Below are 15,872 nucleotides of genomic sequence, written 5' to 3' on the forward strand. Positions count from 1 at the left end.
CGCCCCGGGAAGTTTCTCCCGGGGCGCCACGCTTGTATTCGGCTGGCCGATGGGCACCCGCGGCCCGCGAGGCAGGCCGGCCTTATCCCTCAGCTACTTCAGCTGCCTCCAGCCACTGTTCTTCCAGTTCCTCAAGCTGGCCGGTGGCCTCACTCAGCTCTTTGCCAATCCGCGCGAGTTCCTCATAGTCCCCGCTCACCGCACAGGCAGCGCTGCGCTCCTGCGCCTTGGCGATCTGCTCGCGCAGCCGCGCCATGCGTTTTTCGATGCGTTGCACCTCTTTGCGGGCTTCGCGCTGAAGGGCACTCGCGCTTTTCACAGTTCCCGCCCCGGACCCGGCGGCCGCCGCCCCAGCGCTGCCTGCACCGGCCCCGGCCCCACCTGCCCCGGCCTGAACACCGGTGCCCGCGCGTGTTCCCGCCGCGGCAGCGGCCTGCTCGCGGGCTTCCTGCTCCTGCTCGCGCAAACGCAGATATTCATCAACACCGCCCGGCAAGTCCCGCACCCGGCCATCCAGCACGGCAATCTGGCGGTCCGTCATGCGTTCGAGCAGGTAGCGATCATGGGAGACCACAATGAGGGTGCCCGGCCAGCCGTCGAGCACGTCCTCCATCGCGGCGAGGGTATCGGTATCCAGGTCATTGGTCGGTTCGTCCAGGAGCAGCACATTCGGTTCCGCCATGAGTAGGCGCATGAATTGCAAGCGGCGCCGCTCCCCACCCGAGAGTTCACTGACCCGCGTCCAGGCACGTTCGCGGGTGAATCCCATCCGCTCGGTCACCTGGCTCGCGGTGAGTTCTTTCTTCCCCACCTGCACGCGAGCTGCGACGTCGTTCACGGCCTCCACCACGCGCAGCTCGGCCACCTCATCGAGTTCGCGGGTGTGCTGGGATAGTTCCGCGAGTTTCACGGTGGCACCGCGTTTGACGTGGCCCGCCGTGGGCTGGAGCCGCCCGGCGATCAGCGCGAGCAGCGAGGATTTCCCGGCGCCGTTCGCACCCAGAATCCCCACGCGTTCACCCGGCGCAATCCGCCAGGTCACCCCGCGTAAAATTTCCGGCCCGCCACCGTAGCGCAGGCTAACATCCTCCAGATTGACAACTTCTTTACCCAGGCGGCTGGCGGCCATGCGCGTCATTTCCACGCTATCGCGCGGAGCCGGAACATCCGCGATAAGGCTTTCCGCCGCTTCGATACGGAACCGCGGTTTGGAAGTGCGGGCCGGGGCACCGCGCCGCAACCACGCCAGTTCCTTCCGCAAGAGGTTATTGCGTTTTTCTTCAGCGAGTGCGGCCTGGCGTTCGCGTTCGGCGCGCTGGAAAATATAGTCCGAATACCCGCCCTCGTAGGTTTCTACCCGACCGGGAATCTGCCCGCGCGGGCTTTCCACCCCGGGCACCACTTCCCACAGTCGCGTGGCCACCGCATCCAGGAACCAGCGGTCGTGGGTCACGGCCACGAGCGCTCCGCGCGGGCGCGGCCCACCGAAACGCTCCTTAATATAATTCGCCAGGAAGGTAATCCCTTCGACGTCCAGATGGTTGGTCGGCTCGTCGAGAATAATAATATTCGCCTCGCGGGTAAGAGTATGGGCCAGGGCCACCCGCCGGCGTTGCCCGCCGGAAAGCACACGCACCCGCGCCTCGAGGGGAATATCGGGGAGCAGCCCGGCATGCAAACGCCGCACGTGTGCGTCACTGGCCCATTCGTGGCGCGCGGTGCCCGCGTGAATCGCCTCCAGCACCGTGGCATCGGGGAGCTCATCAGCCTGGGTGAGCGTGGCGAATTTTGCGGTATTGGTGGGAATAACCTCGCCGCTGGTGGGCGCGAGCGCCCCGGTGATGAGGCGCAGCAGTGTGGTTTTCCCTCCCCCGTTCGGGCCGACGACGCCGATGCGGCTACCGTCCTCTAAACTCAGGGAAACGTTGCTGAGGATATCGCGACTTCCCAGGCTGACGCCCACGTCATGTACCGAAAGTAAATGTGCCATAGCTGGTGGTCCTTGGAGTGAGGGATTCTAGTTGGCGAAGTCGCGGGCCTGCGCGATCCGCACAAAATCATCGATGGTGAGGGTTTCCCCGCGTGCCTGAGGTGATACTCCGGCCCGCTCGAGGATAGTTTCGGCCGCAGCCGGGCTGCCGGCCCAGGAACCCAGGGCACTGCGCAGGGTTTTCCGGCGCTGAGCGAAAGCGGCGTCGATCACCTGAAAAACACGCTCGCGCAGTTCATCGGTACCGGGCGCGGGCCGCAAGCGCAGGTGAACGAGGGCGGAATCCACATTGGGTTCCGGGTAGAAAACGTGGCGGGAGATTTTCGCGCCCCGAGTGGCGCTCCCGTACCAGGCTGCTTTCACGGAGGGTACCCCGTAGGTGCGTGACCCGGGGGCGGCGGCCAGGCGGTCGGCTACTTCTAGCTGCACCATCACCGTGATGGTCTCCAGGCTGGGCAGGGCTTCCATGAGGGTGAGGAGCACCGGCACCGCCACGTTATAGGGAAGGTTCGCCACCAGTGCGGTGGGCGCGAAGGTCGGTGTGCTGCCGGGGGTGCTGGTGCCGGAGGTTACGTTGGCGGTATCCACTACGCCGGCTACGGCCTCGATCTCGCCGGTGCATAGCGCGGGCGGGCAGGCGAGCTGTTCAGGCCCGGTGATGCTCAGGGCATCCGCGTGGAGCAGTGCGAAATTTTCCGGGGAGCTGTGGCGGCGCGCCACGGTATCGGGGAGAGCGGCGGCCAGTGCGGCGTCGATCTCCACCGCGGATACGTAAGCGCCGCTTTCCAGGAGCGCCAGGGTGAGTGAGCCCAGGCCCGGGCCGATTTCGAGGACCCTATCCCCCGGGCCCACCCCGGCTTCCCGCACGATTTTGCGCACGGTGCCGCCATCGTGCACGAAGTTTTGCCCCAGGGTTTTGGTGGGGCGAATATTCAGGGCCGTGCACAGCGCGCGCACGTCCACCGGGGTGAGGAGGGCAGTTCCAGCCGGGGTGCGACCATCCGCGGTATCACCGGCCGAGCCACTACCGGCCGTGCTGTTACCGGGCGAGTCCTGTTGAGCAATATTATTGGCGACCACAGATGCAGTGTACCCGGCTTGGTGAATGCCGTCCGAATGCTCCGTCAAAATCCGCACCTGCCAAAAATGCGAACCCTTGATGGTTACACCCACACGATTAAGAAGAGATACACAAGAATGAGAATCACGGCCGCCACCGCCGCGATCAGTAGGGCAAGTGCGCGGCGTCGCTGCCGGCCAGCTGCGCCACGGGAACCAGAAGAACGCCCGGTATCCTCAGAACCCCGTGACTCCCCCGACTCCTCGGCGAGGAATTTACCCCACACCAACCCAGCACCCACCAGGATCACAAATTGAATAATCCAGGCGTACCAGGGTAGACCCACCGACCGCAGCCCAACCATCGAGATAAGTGTCATCCCGCCGGCCAGCACCGCGATTCTGAGCATGTGCATGAGCTTCGTTTAAGCGCCTACGCCGTTTTAGTACCACCCGCGGGAATTAGAGTGCCCGAGCGCAGCGCAGGGGCTGCCGTAGCGGCCTTCGATATAGCCCAAGCCCCAGCGGATTTGGGTGGCCGGATTGGTCTGCCAATCAGCGCCGGCAGAAGCCATCTTGGAGCCGGGCAACGCCTGCGGAATACCGTAGGCACCCGAGGAGCTATTTTCCGCCAGGTGATTCCAATTCGATTCCCGATTCCACAGCGTTACCAGGCAGGAGAACTGATCCTGACCCCAACCGTAGGCGGAAAGCATACCCGAGGCGATTTCCTGGGCGGTACCGGCCGGAACCACACTGGCGACCGCAGCCGCTCCGCTCCCATCAGCACTTGCACCCGCCACGGCAGCGGCGCTTTCCGAGGTCCCCACCTTGACCACTTCATCCACGCGGGCCTGCTTGACCGCGGAGAAAGTCAGAGTGCGAGCAACTTCCTTGCCGTTTTCCACCCGGATTTCATAGGTGTTGGCAGAAATGCCATCCTTACCTTCGGTTTCCACCTTGGTGGTACCTTTGGCAAGCGCGGCGTCGTCCACCTTGGTAGAGCCGTGCGCATCCACCACTTCTTCGGTGATCACGCGCGTTTCCACCCGGGTAATCGTGACCTTCGAGCCCGGAACAACCGGCGCGGCAAGACTCTGCGAAACAACGTCATCCCCGGATACCGTAATCCCGGCTTCTTGCAGCGCATCCCCGAGGGTGACTGCCGTGGTGGTGAGGGTACGTTCTTCGCCTTCAAAATTAACGGTGAAAGAGTATTCGGATACCGTGGCGCCCGCGGTGCGAGCCACCGGGAAACCATCCGCATAAGCATTGGCAGGCATCGACATATGCGACATCAGGCCAATACCGCTACCGGCCAGCAGCACAGCCCCGAGCGCGGCAACCCCGCGCCGGCTGAGCGGGAACGCATTGAGCTGGGCGTTCGCGGCGGAATCCTCCACGGCGGCGGGTGCCTGGAAAGCGGTGCCGGTGGCCTGCGGCCGAGTGGCCAGCACGGCCTGAACAGCCTCACTCACCGCGCCGCGTTCCATCATGAGAGCCCGCGACCGCGGACCCGGGGTACGAACCTCAGCCCGAACAAATTGCTCGAGTCCCATTCCCTGTGCGCTGTGACGCCCCACTAAACTTCCTCCGTTGCTTGCGCGAGTACCCTCCGGCCTCACTTTTATAACGAAACTATATTGAGTGTAACCATTTCGTAACATTCGGACAATGATTCGGAGGGAAAAGCTCGCTTTTCTTGAGATTTTTAGGAGCGCTCAAATTGTGGTCACCTGACTTTTCCGCGGATTCTCGGGGTTTTTACGCGTATCGCACGACGGCGCCGCTAGCGGCCACATCGTAATCTGAGCGTTATTTCACACCACTGGGGAAGGCTGAAGAACCTCGTTCGGGGAGACAAAGCTAACGCGCCCCCAGCGCGGGCGTTACATCGATTACATTTAAGGCTATGAGCACTCAATATCCCGGATACGCACAGCAGCCTGTCCCTCCGAGCTATCCCGTCCCCTCCGCACCGAAGCGCGGCACCGGCGCGCTGCGCGGCCTGGCGGCTCTTACCACCGCACTGAGCATCGCTCTTATTATCTTGTGCTTCACACCAGCCCTAGCCCGGGGTGAGGATAATGCCTCTATTATTGGGCTGGCGAATCCGGGTGGCGTGTGGCTGCCGGTGCTTGTGTACGGCTGCGGTGTTCTTCTGGCGCTGCTAGCGGGAGTGCTCGGTTTGTTCACCACTGGCCGGGCAGCCCAAGCCTTTTCTTGGCTGGCACCGCTGGGCGGAGCAATCACCCTGGGCGGGCTCGTGGCACTCTCCCTGGATAGTTCGGTCGGCGCTCTTCGCGAATTCGGGGCGCAGTACACCGCGCTCTTCTGGGCGACCGGCGCACTGGCCTTGATTCTGGCACTGACCGGCATCGCGCAGGGAGTGGCCGCAGGAACAGCCGCGAAGAAATCCGCGCGGCCCGCGTACCCGGGCTACCCGAACTATCCCGGTTACCCCAGCCCGGCATCGCAACAGACGTATGGCCAGGGCTATCCGGGCTACCCGGGGCAGGGTTATCCCGGCCAGGCCGGCCCCGCAGGCCAGGGGTACCCGGCCCAGGGCGCACCGGTGCCGGGCTATCCGCAAGGTTACGGCCAGGGCTATCCGGGCCAAGCTCAATATCAAGGCCAATCTCAATATCAAGGCCAGCCAGCTTATCAGGGGCAAACCCAGCCGTACCGGCAGGCATATGCGCAGCCCGGGCAGAACTATGGCAAGCCAGCTGCCCAAACCGAGCCTTCCGGCCAGACTCCCGAATCTGAAAGCCCCCAGAGCTAAGAGCAGGGCTCAGCACAGCGCAGCTCAGAGCTAGCTAGGCTGCGCCCAGTTCCCCGTACACCGCCCGGGTGTTTTCCAGGAGCTGGGCGCACCACTGCGCTTCAGCCAGTTCGCGCAGCTCAGCTCCGAAACGCACCGTCCACGCCATCACGTAGGGGGCGTTTGGGTGGCCGCGCCACGGAACCGGCGTTAGGTAGGGTGCGTCTGTTTCCGCGAGGATGAGCGCGGAATCAAAAGCATGGAAAGCAGCGCGGAGCTCATCATTGGCAGGGTAGGTTATTTGCCCGCCAAAACTTCCGTACCAGCCTTCGCGGTTACACAGCTCGGCAAGCGCGGCGTCGCCGGAAAACGCGTGGAAAACCACCCGGCTCGGGGCACCGTCACGGCGCAGCACCTCCACGCAATCAGCGTGGGCCTCGCGGTCGTGAATCTGAACGGGCAGGTCGAGCTCGCGCGCGAGGGCAAGATGAGCGCGGAACGCCTCGATTTGCGCGGCGCGGCCCTCCTCAGAAGTACGGTAATAGTCGAGTCCCGTCTCCCCAATCGCAACGACGGCCTTGGAGCGGGCCGCCTGCGCCACCCGGTCGATGGCCTCCTCCAGACTGAGGGCATGGTGCGCGGCGAGCTCCTGCGCTAAACCATCCGGGCCCGTCGCGGTGATTCCGCGATGCCGGGCAGCTTCATTGGGGTGAATAGCAAGGGCTGCGGAAAAGTGGGCCGGGTCCGCTTCAGCCACAGCCACCGTGGGCAGAAGGTCCGGGACCTCACACGCGCAGGTAATGGCGTGGCACACCCCGGCAGCCTCCATGGCGGCAGCTTCCTCATTCGGCAGCATCCGCCCGCGCGGTGGGGTAAGCGTAGCATCCGAGTGACCTGCCTGCGCTGCCCCCGCCGGCACCCAAATATGGGTGTGGTTATCCACCACCGGACCGGCGAGCTTTTCCGGGAGATCGGGCAGATACCAGCGGCGCGCCCGCTTTTTCTCCTTCGCGGAGAGCGCCGCGAATTCCTCCGGCGCTAATTCGTTGCGAAGAATCCCTTCCCCCGCTGCTTCCTTGCCCACGCTTTAGGCCTTATCGATGCCGAGGCGCTCCAGCTCCTCAGCAACCACGCTGGCATCCAGCTTGGTGAACACCGGGGACGGCTTGGCAATCGGGGTACCGACCTGGACCTCCACCCGCTCCCACGGGTGCAGATTAGAATAATCCCCGGTAATAATCGGGTAGGGCTTACCTGAATCGAGGTCGGTGACCTCCTCCAGGCGCGGCATCGGGGCAATATCACCGGCCCCGCCCAGCACCCGATCCACCGCGTTCGACGAATGCGGGAGGAATACGCTCATCATGGTATTGAGATCGGAGACCGCCTGGATAAGGGTGTGGAGCACCGTGCCCAAGCGTTCGCGCTGGGAAGGATCCTTCATCTTGAAGGGTTCGGTAGCGGAAACGTACCCGTTTGCCTCCCGCACCAGACGCATAATTTCGGTGAGCGCGGCGCGCTGGCGGTGCGCGGCAATGGAATTACCCACGGTGGTGAAACCGGCTTCCACCGCATCCAGGAGCTCCCGATCCACCGCCTCGAGTGGCCCGGCCGCCGGGATTTCCCCGAAGTTCTTGGCGATCATAGCCGCGGTGCGATTAACGAGGTTCCCCCATCCGGCCACCAGCTCGGAATTATTGCGCCGCACAAATTCCGACCAGGTGAAATCAGCATCGGAAGTTTCCGGGCCGGCAATGGAAATGAAGTAGCGCAACGCATCGGGCTGGTAGCGCGAGAGCACATCGCGCACGTAAATCACCACGCCCTTGGAGGAGGAGACCTTCTCCCCTTCCATGGTCAGGAATTCGGAAGCCACCACCTGGGTGGGTAGGTTGAGCTGCCCTAAATCACCGGGCTGGCCGCCCCGGCTTCCCTCCCCGTTATAGGCGAGGAGTTCGGCCGGCCAGATCTGGGAATGGAAAACAATATTATCCTTCCCCATAAAGTAATAGGAGCGGGCCTCCGCATCATTCCACCAGGCGCGCCAATCTTCCCGGCTCCCGGTTCCCGCGGCTTCACGCCGGCGGGCCCATTCAATAGAGGCGGAAAGGTAGCCGATAACGGCGTCGAACCACACGTACAGGCGCTTGGAGGGTTGCTCTTCCCAGCCGGGGACCGGAATGCCCCAGCTAATATCCCGGCTCATGGCACGCGGGCGTACATCCTCCAGAAGGTGCTTGGAAAATGAGATAACGTTCGGGCGCCACTGCCCGGATTCTTCCACCTCATCAAGCCACTGGCCCAGGCGTTCCGCCAGCGCCGGCAAATCCAAGAAATAATGCTCGGTTTCGCGGAATTGCGGGGTTTTCCCGGAAACCTTCGAAACAGGGTCGATGAGATCCTGCGGATCGAGTTGGTTACCGCAATGATCGCACTGGTCCCCGCGGGCCGGGCTGTAGCCGCACAACGGGCACGTGCCTTCAATATAGCGATCCGGGAGAGTGTTCCCGGTTTCCGGATCAATGGCAACCGGGGTGGATTGCACCACCATATAGCCGTTATCGCGGCATACCTCAAACATCTGCTGCACAACCCGCTCGTGATTAACCGTGGTGGTGCGGGTGAACAGGTCATAGGAAAGCCCGAGCGCTACGAGGTCCTCCACAATAATGCGATTATTGCGGTCCGCGAGTTCTTCCGGGGTGATTCCTTCCGCGTCGGCCGAAACCAAAATCGGGGTGCCGTGCTCATCGGTACCCGAGACCATGAGGACATCCTCCCCCACCATGCGCATATAGCGCGAGAACACATCCGAGGGAACACCGAATCCAGCAACGTGACCAATATGGCGCGGGCCGTTGGCATACGGCCAGGCAACAGCGGAGAGAATATGAGTCATAGCCACCATTCTACTAGCGCGCCCGCTAGCGTGCCCGCATCCCCGCGCCTAAACTATAAGGGCGCGGTTTCGCCACAGCGATTGACCATCCGGCCGCCGCGCACCGCGTGATGACCCGCTTCATCAGGAGGATGACTATGGATGAGACCCGCGCACTCATCATTGTTGATGTGCAACCCACATTCTGCGAAGGCGGCAGCCTCGGGGTGGACGGCGGTAACGCCGTTGCCGAACGTATTGCCGATTTTGTCACTGATAACGCCGAAGAATACGCTCTTATCGCCACCACCCAGGATTGGCATATCGACCCGGGCCCGCATTTCTCCGAGAATCCGGATTTTGTGGATAGCTGGCCGCCCCACGGCGTGGCCGATACCCCGGAGGCGGAGCTGCACGAATCCATCGCGGCTCTCCCCATTGATGTCCAGTTCAAGAAGGGCCAGTACGCTTCGGGCTATTCCGGTTTCGAGGGTACCGATCCGCAGGGTAACCTCCTCGAGGACGTACTGCGCACCGCCGAAGTCACGGATGTGGACGTGGTAGGCATTGCCGAATCGCATTGCGTGCGCGCCACCGCCATCGATGCGGTGCGCAACGGTTTCCGCACCCGCGTTTTTTCCGACCTCACCGTACCGACCTCCCCGGAACTCGGGGCCGCAGCCCGTGTGGAGATGGACGAAGCGGGCGTGGAGCAGCTGCAATCTGCGGATGCTTTCGGTTTTTACGAAGAGTCCGAGGTTCCGGACGAATTCGATGATCCGTACGACGACGCTGCAGCTGCCGAAGCGGAACTCGAGAACCTCGATGATGACTACGAGCTGTACGACGACGACGATTTCGACGACTACGCCGAGGAAGATGAAAATATCGACTTTTCGGATGAGGTCAATGAGGCTGATTTCGATTTCTCCGATATCGACTACCGCCCCGGCATCGACTCCGCGAAGTAAAGCGGGTTCCGGCTCCGGCTCGCAACCACGCTAGACCGAGCGCCAGAAGTCTTTGACGAGCTCCTCGCGATTAGCCACCTGGCTTTTCTTGAGGATATTGTGCACGTGCACTTTCACCGTGGAGGGAGACAGATACAGCTCCGTGGAAATCTGGGTATTTGTTTTCCCGCGCATGAGGTAGCCGAGCACTTCTTCTTCGCGTTTCGATAGCCCGCGCGCCTGGGAATAGAACATCAGGGAGGATTCGATGAAATCCTCCTCCAGGTGATTGACTGTTTCCGGGGGCCGGTCGAAATGGATACGTAGCACCCGCACCCCGAAACGCATCACGTGGATCACCCAGCAGATGTACATGAGGTTTTCCAGGAAATTGCGTTCGGGAAGGAAGGCGAGCGCGGAAGCGCTATGCGCCTGGGGCGCAACGAGGAAAATAAAGGTGATATTCCAGGCGAAAGTCCCCAGTACCGTCACCCAGGTGGTGACGTATAGCCAGCGGTGGCGGCGCTGGCGAATTTTCTCCACCCCGGTGGTGGCGCGTAGGTAGTTCCACGTTGCCACGCTAAGGATCCCGATGACCACGATGCCGCGCACGGAGAAGAACACAAACTCCCGCCAGGCCGGGTTGGTGATCATTAACGCGCCGGCGCTCCCCACGATGAAAATCCCGGCCGGGATAAGAGCGCTGCGCCACTCCACTTTCGCTTCCGGTTCCGTCATGAAGGTGGCGTAGGTCAGCCAGATGAGGCCCATGAGCAGCGCGCCCAGGGTGATTGATTCTACGGGTGCGGTGATGTGGTAAACGCTGTCAATATTGCGCGGGTGGGTGAAGTCCGTGCGGGCCACGGTTGCGACGTCGAAAAAATAGGTGAGGAAAAGAGCGGCGCAACACAAAAACATGCGACGGCGCGAAACTAGGTAACACGCAAGCGCCGTCGCTGAACCCATGAGGATGAAAAGCCCTACTACCCAGGTGTAATAAAACAGCCCTATCGTCATCGCATAGCTCCGTTGCGTTCCCCACGCGATCCCGCCGCGGTTACCCGTCTCGGTTTTCCGCCTCGGGATCACGGGCGCGAGTTCCCCGCGCCGTACTGTCATATTATAAAAGCATTAATCGCCACTGCCAGAATTCCGGGCGAGTGGAATGCACGCGGCGGCCCCGGCGGTACCAAGCCCGCCGGAGCCGCGCGTTTCGGCTAGTGATAGCCGTATTCTTCGCGCCTATGCGCCGTAGATGAGCACCTGGGCCACGCAGGCCGCCCCGCCGAAGCCGAGTACGAAGAGCACCATCGGCCACACGAAACGGAACCAATGCTGATACTTCATATCGAGCATCTGCAGCGTTGCCATAACCAGACCCGTCGGTGCCAGGAAGAGCATCGCGTACTGACCCCATTGATACGCACATACGATGATCCACCGCGGGATACCCACGGCATCGGCCAGCGGCGCCATGATCGGCATGGCCAGCACGGCCAAACCGGAGGAGGACGGCACCACGAAACCGAGCACGAAGAAGATCAGCAGCATAATAATGATGAAGAGCGGGCCGGACATCCCTGACACCAGGTTCGTTGCCGAATGGAGCAGGGAATCGGAAATCAGCCCGTCGTTCATCACGATATTGATGCCGCGCGCCAGCCCGATAATCAGCGAAACACCCACGAGGCTTGAGGAGCCTTCGATAAAAGCGTCCGTTAGTTGCTTCTCATTGAGCCGGTCCTTCCCGAAGAGGGAAATTGCCATAACCGCGATGGTGATGGTGAGGAAGGAGGCCGCCATGGTCGGGAACCACCAGCCCATGGCCATCACGCCCCAGACCATAATCGGGAAGGCGGAAACGAAGAGCACGAGGATGAGTTTCTTCTGCCAGTTGAAGGCCGGCACATCATCCGAGTGGGTGGTCATCGCCCACTGTTTCTCGAAAGCTTCGTGATCTTCGTACACATAGGACTTCGTAAAGTCCTTCTTAATCATTTTCGCGTAGCGGTGCAGGTACCACACCACCACAATGGCGCCGACGATACACCCGCCCACACGCCAGATAATGCCGTCCGTGAAGGGAATACCCGCAGCATTGGAGGCAATCACCACGGAGAAGGGATTAATCGTGGAGAACGTGGTTCCCATGGACCCGGCCAGGAAGATCGCGCCCACGCAGATAATCGAGTCGTATCCCATCGCCAGGAATATCGGCACGAGGATCGGGTAGAAGGCCACCGCTTCTTCTTCCAGGCCGCACAGCGATCCGCCCACCACCATAAAGACGGCAACCGCAAAGACCAGGAGGAATTCGTGCCCCTTAGTTTTCTTCGTCAGCGCGATGAGCCCTGACTCAAAGGCACCTGTTTTTCTCACCACCCCGATGAGGCCCCCGAGCACGAAGATAAAGACCATAATGTCTACCGCTTCGATCGTGCCGTGCACCATGGCGACCGGAATATCGGAAACACTGGCCGGGTTCTGCTCGAGGGACTCATAGGACCCGGGCACGGAAATCGGCTTATTGAGCGCCCCGGAAGTGAACTGGGAGATATCAATATCCATCCCCAATTCGCTCAGGGTTTCCTGGGTGCCCGGGTATTCGGTGGTATCCCCGTGCGGGCTGAGCACGGAGAACGTGCCGGTATCGGAACTGTAGCTCAGCTTGGCGTAGGAACCGGCCGGCACCAGCCACGTGGCGATAGCCGCCACGATGGTCAGGAAGAAGAGAATCGTGAAAGCGCCCGGGATGGTAATACCGCGCCGCTTCTTGCGTGTCTTTTTCGCACCGGAATCGCCGTCACCGGGCGCGCCACTGCCTGCGGTTACGGCTTCGCTTTCGTTATCCGCGACGACGACGCCCGCAGCGTCCTCCCGGCCGCTGCGGTGTTCGCGCCCGTCCGGGGCGAGGTTGTTATCCATGCCGCCGGCCCCATTGCCGGCTGTGGCATCGTTTGTGCGTGTTGTCATGATGGTAGTCCTTCGGGCTTAGGCGGTGATCGCGGTGCCGCTCTCTCCGGAAATACCCTGTTCGGCCTTTTCCAGAGAGGTAATAATGGCGCGTTTGCCAGCCGCGCCGTCCACGAATTCGAGGCAAGCTTCCACCTTGGGCAGCATGGATCCGGGAGCGAACTGCTCCTCCTCGATGTACTGGCGGGCCTCACGCACCGTCATCTCGCGCACATCGCGCTGTGTGGGCTTATTGAAATCAATGGCGACCGCGTCCACGGCGGTGAGGATGAGGAGGGTATCGGCGTCGACCTCCCGCGCGAGCAGCGCGGCGGTGCGATCCTTATCGATGACGGCCGCAACTCCGCGGTACCCCGAACCGTCCTTGACCACCGGGATGCCGCCACCACCGGCCGCGATCACGATGGTGCCCGCATCAATAAGCGAGCTGATAACATCGCGTTCCACGATGGAGACAGGGAGCGGGGAGGCCACCACCCAGCGCCAGCCGCGCCCGGCATCCTCCACGTATTTGTTTCCGGTTTCCTCCATGAGGGCCCGGGCTTGTTCTTCGGTGAAGAAGGCCCCGACCGGCTTGGTCGGGCGGCCAAAAGCGGGATCTGCGGCGTCGACCTCAGTCTGGGTAACCACCGAAATAACGGGGCGGGCAAGCTGCCGCGCCGCGAGTTCAGCTTCGATGGCCTGCTGGAGGTGGTAACCGATATAGCCCTGGGACATGGCGCCGCATTCGGCGAAGGGAATAGACGGTGTTTCCCCGGCAGCCGCGGAATTATCGGTCGCGACCTTGATCATGCCCACCTGCGGGCCGTTTCCGTGGGTGACAACGACGTCATTGCCAGCTGCCACCAAATCCACGATGGAACGTGCGGTTTCCTTAATGAGTTCCAGTTGCTGCTCCGGGGTTTTCCCGAGTGCATTGCCGCCCAGCGCAACCACAATTTTTTCGCCGGCGGTCTGTGTATGTTCCTGTGTCATAATTCAGTCCTTATTTTGCGCGCGGGCGACGCGCCGCGGTGCGGCCCTGCTACCTGCGGCCAGCTCCCCGGCATCGTCGCCCGCGCTTATCTCGGCACGGCCGCGCGGGCGCGTGCCTGTACCCCCTAGGAGAGGGTTGCGTACATAACGGCCTTAATGGTGTGCATGCGGTTCTCCGCTTCGTCAAAGACGCGCGAACGCGGCCCTTCGAAGACCCGGTCTTCCACTTCCATTTCCGTCACCCCGAACTTCTTGGCGATCTCCGCGCCGATAGTGGTGTTCGTGTCATGGAAGGAGGGCAGGCAGTGCATGAAGATCGCTTCCGGATCTGCCTTGTCCATGAGTTCCTGGGTGACGCGGTAGGCTTCCAGCTCGGCAATACGCGAGGCCCACACCTCGTCCGGTTCGCCCATGGACACCCAGATATCGGTGTAGAGCACGTGGGCGCCGGTGGCGGCCGCCGCAGCATCTTCGGTGAGCGTCACGCTGCCGCCAGATTCCGCCGCGAGTTCCTTGCAGGTATCCACCAGCCACTCTTCGGGCATGCGATCCTTCGGGCCGCAGGCCACGAAGTTGAGGCCCAGCTTGGAGCAAACCACCATGAGCGAGTTCGCCACGTTATTGCGCGCGTCCCCGAAGAACACGAACTTCTTGCCCTTGATGCCGTCCTCGAAGTTTTCCTGCACGGTGAGGATATCGGCGAGCATCTGGGTGGGGTGGAAGAGGTCGGTCAGGCCGTTCCATACCGGCACGCCGGCCTTGGCGCCCATTTCCTCCACGAGTTCCTGGGAGAAGCCGCGGTATTCGATACCGTCGTACATGCGGCCGAGCACCCGGGCGGTATCCTCAATGGATTCCTTCTTACCCATCTGGGAGCTGCCCGGATCCAGGTAGGTCACTCCCATGCCCAGGTCCATGCCGGCCACTTCGAAGGAGCAGCGGGTGCGGGTGGAGGTCTTTTCGAAGAGCAGCACAATATTTTTGCCTTCGAGGTAGCGGTGCGGGGTACCGCTGAGCTTGAGTTCCTTGAACTGCGCGGACAGACGCAGCAGGTAGCGGATTTCATCGGGCGTAAAATCGAGCAGCTTGAGGAAATTGCGTCCGCGGATATTGACAGCCATTGTCGTTCCTTTCCTAGCGCGGTCCGTGGTCCCGTTCGGGCAGACCGGCCAGCGGTAACGGGGTCATCTTCGGCCCCTGGGATCACTGTTGGCTGTCCAACCCGTACCCGCCTCGCGGCGAGAGGATCATGTCCCGGCCCCGGTTCCCCGGGGGTTGTTTTTACTGTGCATGATCTGGGTCACGTGCGCTAGGAAAGCGCGGGTGGAGTGCGGGTGGAACGTGGTTTAGCTGCGTTTTTTCGGCACTAAACCCCACTAAACCCGCGTATTTTCGCGCTTTATTCGCCCTCGCTGAGCGCGGCGCGGTAGAGCTCATTCGTGCGCAATCCGGTGCGAGCGGCCACGAAAGCGGCGGCATCTTTGCGGCGCAGGCCGAGCTGACACAGCTGGGCGACGTCGCCCACGGCCCGCGTGCGCGCCCGTTCCTCCCTTTCGGTCACGCTACTTCCGGTAACGACGACGACGATCTCCCCGAGCGCACCATCCGCGAAACGCTGCGCGAGTTCGGCCAGGGGCCCGCGCACAATTTCCTCGTGCGTCTTAGTGAGTTCACGGCATACCGCAGCTTCGCGCTCACCGCCGAACGCGGTGACGAAATTGGCGAGGGTGGCCCCGAGGCGGCGCGGGGATTCGAAGAAAATCATGGTGCGCTCTTCACTGGCCAAGGCCGCGAGCGCGGCGGCTTGTTCCCCGGTTTTACGCGGGAGGAATCCTTCGAAAGTAAAACGGTCGGTGGGAAGGCCGCTGGCGACAAGCGCGGTGAGCGGGGCGGAAGGCCCGGGAACCACCGTCACGGGAATACCTGCTTCGCGGGCGCGCACGACCAGGCGGAAACCGGGGTCGGAAACGGCGGGCATTCCCGCATCGCTGACCATGAGAACCCGAGCACCGGCGCGAGCCAGGTCAATGAGGTGGGCGCCGCGTTCGGCTTCATTATGTTCGTAATAGGAGAGCACCTGGGCGTTCACCTCGATGCCGAGGCGCGCGGCGAGCTGGTAAAAACGGCGGGTATCTTCCGCGGCCACGGTATCGGCCCGCGCAATTTCGGCGCGCAGACGCGGCGAGGCATCGGCGTCGTTTCCAATGGGGGTGGCGGCAAGAACAATTCCCGCGTGTTGACCTGTGCTCATTCTGCTATTCTGCCACGCGCAGCACTACGGCG

The 15,872-nt window shown here is 62.2% G+C and carries 13 protein-coding genes; 2 read left to right on the forward strand and 11 right to left on the reverse strand.

The genetic code is table 11. The annotated features are described in order from the left end of the window. Positions 1-82 precede the first annotated feature (82 nt). From HMPREF9237_RS07975 to HMPREF9237_RS07990, 4 genes are all read right to left on the reverse strand, one after another. Positions 83-1,990, reverse strand: coding sequence for an ABC-F family ATP-binding cassette domain-containing protein (locus HMPREF9237_RS07975; RefSeq protein ID WP_016443234.1), 1,908 nt, complete (start codon positions 1,988-1,990; stop codon positions 83-85). Between the two features lie 27 nt (positions 1,991-2,017). Further along, positions 2,018-2,953 (reverse strand): ribosomal RNA small subunit methyltransferase A, encoded by a 936-nt coding sequence (locus HMPREF9237_RS07980; RefSeq protein WP_231366739.1) that lies wholly within the window; start codon positions 2,951-2,953, stop codon positions 2,018-2,020. A gap of 200 nt (positions 2,954-3,153) precedes the next feature. Then, complete coding sequence (locus HMPREF9237_RS07985; protein ID WP_016443236.1) at positions 3,154-3,465, reverse strand: hypothetical protein; 312 nt, start codon at positions 3,463-3,465, stop codon at positions 3,154-3,156. A 27-nt stretch (positions 3,466-3,492) separates the two neighbouring features. Further along, entirely contained in the window at positions 3,493-4,632 is a 1,140-nt protein-coding gene (locus HMPREF9237_RS07990; protein WP_016443237.1) for a G5 domain-containing protein, read from the reverse strand. Between the two features lie 329 nt (positions 4,633-4,961). Here HMPREF9237_RS07990 and HMPREF9237_RS09045 point away from each other — a divergent pair, with 329 nt between their 5' ends. Beyond that, on the forward strand, positions 4,962-5,834 hold the full coding sequence (locus tag HMPREF9237_RS09045) for a hypothetical protein (RefSeq protein ID WP_016443238.1): 873 nt from the start codon (positions 4,962-4,964) through the stop codon (positions 5,832-5,834). Positions 5,835-5,868: 34 nt separating this feature from the next. Here HMPREF9237_RS09045 and HMPREF9237_RS08000 read toward each other — a convergent pair whose 3' ends face one another. Together HMPREF9237_RS08000 and metG are read right to left on the reverse strand one after the other, a co-directional pair. Further along, the gene (locus tag HMPREF9237_RS08000; protein ID WP_016443239.1) at positions 5,869-6,897 is read right to left on the reverse strand and encodes a TatD family hydrolase; all 1,029 of its coding nucleotides are present in this window, start codon (positions 6,895-6,897) and stop codon (positions 5,869-5,871) included. A gap of 3 nt (positions 6,898-6,900) precedes the next feature. Next, positions 6,901-8,712, reverse strand: coding sequence for a methionine--tRNA ligase (metG, locus tag HMPREF9237_RS08005; RefSeq protein ID WP_016443240.1), 1,812 nt, complete (start codon positions 8,710-8,712; stop codon positions 6,901-6,903). Between the two features lie 137 nt (positions 8,713-8,849). Here metG and HMPREF9237_RS08010 point away from each other — a divergent pair, with 137 nt between their 5' ends. Beyond that, positions 8,850-9,662 (forward strand): isochorismatase family protein, encoded by an 813-nt coding sequence (locus HMPREF9237_RS08010; protein WP_016443241.1) that lies wholly within the window; start codon positions 8,850-8,852, stop codon positions 9,660-9,662. A 30-nt stretch (positions 9,663-9,692) separates the two neighbouring features. Here the strand turns inward: HMPREF9237_RS08010 and HMPREF9237_RS08015 are convergent, their stop codons facing one another. The 5 genes from HMPREF9237_RS08015 to rsmI all read right to left on the reverse strand — a co-directional run bounded on the left by HMPREF9237_RS08015 (position 9,693) and on the right by rsmI (position 15,840). Then, a complete protein-coding gene (locus HMPREF9237_RS08015) occupies positions 9,693-10,658 on the reverse strand; it encodes a helix-turn-helix transcriptional regulator (RefSeq protein ID WP_016443242.1) in 966 nt (321 codons plus the stop codon). A 225-nt stretch (positions 10,659-10,883) separates the two neighbouring features. Continuing rightward, positions 10,884-12,614 carry a YfcC family protein gene (locus HMPREF9237_RS08020; RefSeq protein ID WP_016443243.1) on the reverse strand — a complete coding sequence of 577 codons (1,731 nt, stop codon included), beginning with the start codon at positions 12,612-12,614 and terminating at the stop codon, positions 10,884-10,886. Between the two features lie 18 nt (positions 12,615-12,632). Then, a complete protein-coding gene (arcC, locus tag HMPREF9237_RS08025; protein WP_016443244.1) occupies positions 12,633-13,589 on the reverse strand; it encodes a carbamate kinase in 957 nt (318 codons plus the stop codon). Between the two features lie 125 nt (positions 13,590-13,714). After that, positions 13,715-14,710: an ornithine carbamoyltransferase gene (gene argF / locus HMPREF9237_RS08030; RefSeq protein WP_016443245.1), complete on the reverse strand. Its 996-nt coding sequence runs from the start codon at positions 14,708-14,710 to the stop codon at positions 13,715-13,717. Between the two features lie 278 nt (positions 14,711-14,988). Beyond that, positions 14,989-15,840: a 16S rRNA (cytidine(1402)-2'-O)-methyltransferase gene (gene rsmI, locus HMPREF9237_RS08035; protein ID WP_016443246.1), complete on the reverse strand. Its 852-nt coding sequence runs from the start codon at positions 15,838-15,840 to the stop codon at positions 14,989-14,991. Positions 15,841-15,872: the final 32 nt, after the last annotated feature.

It is taken from the genome of Actinotignum schaalii FB123-CNA-2, assembly GCF_000411135.1.
In the GTDB taxonomy this organism is placed as follows: Bacteria; Actinomycetota; Actinomycetes; order Actinomycetales; family Actinomycetaceae; genus Actinotignum; species Actinotignum schaalii_A.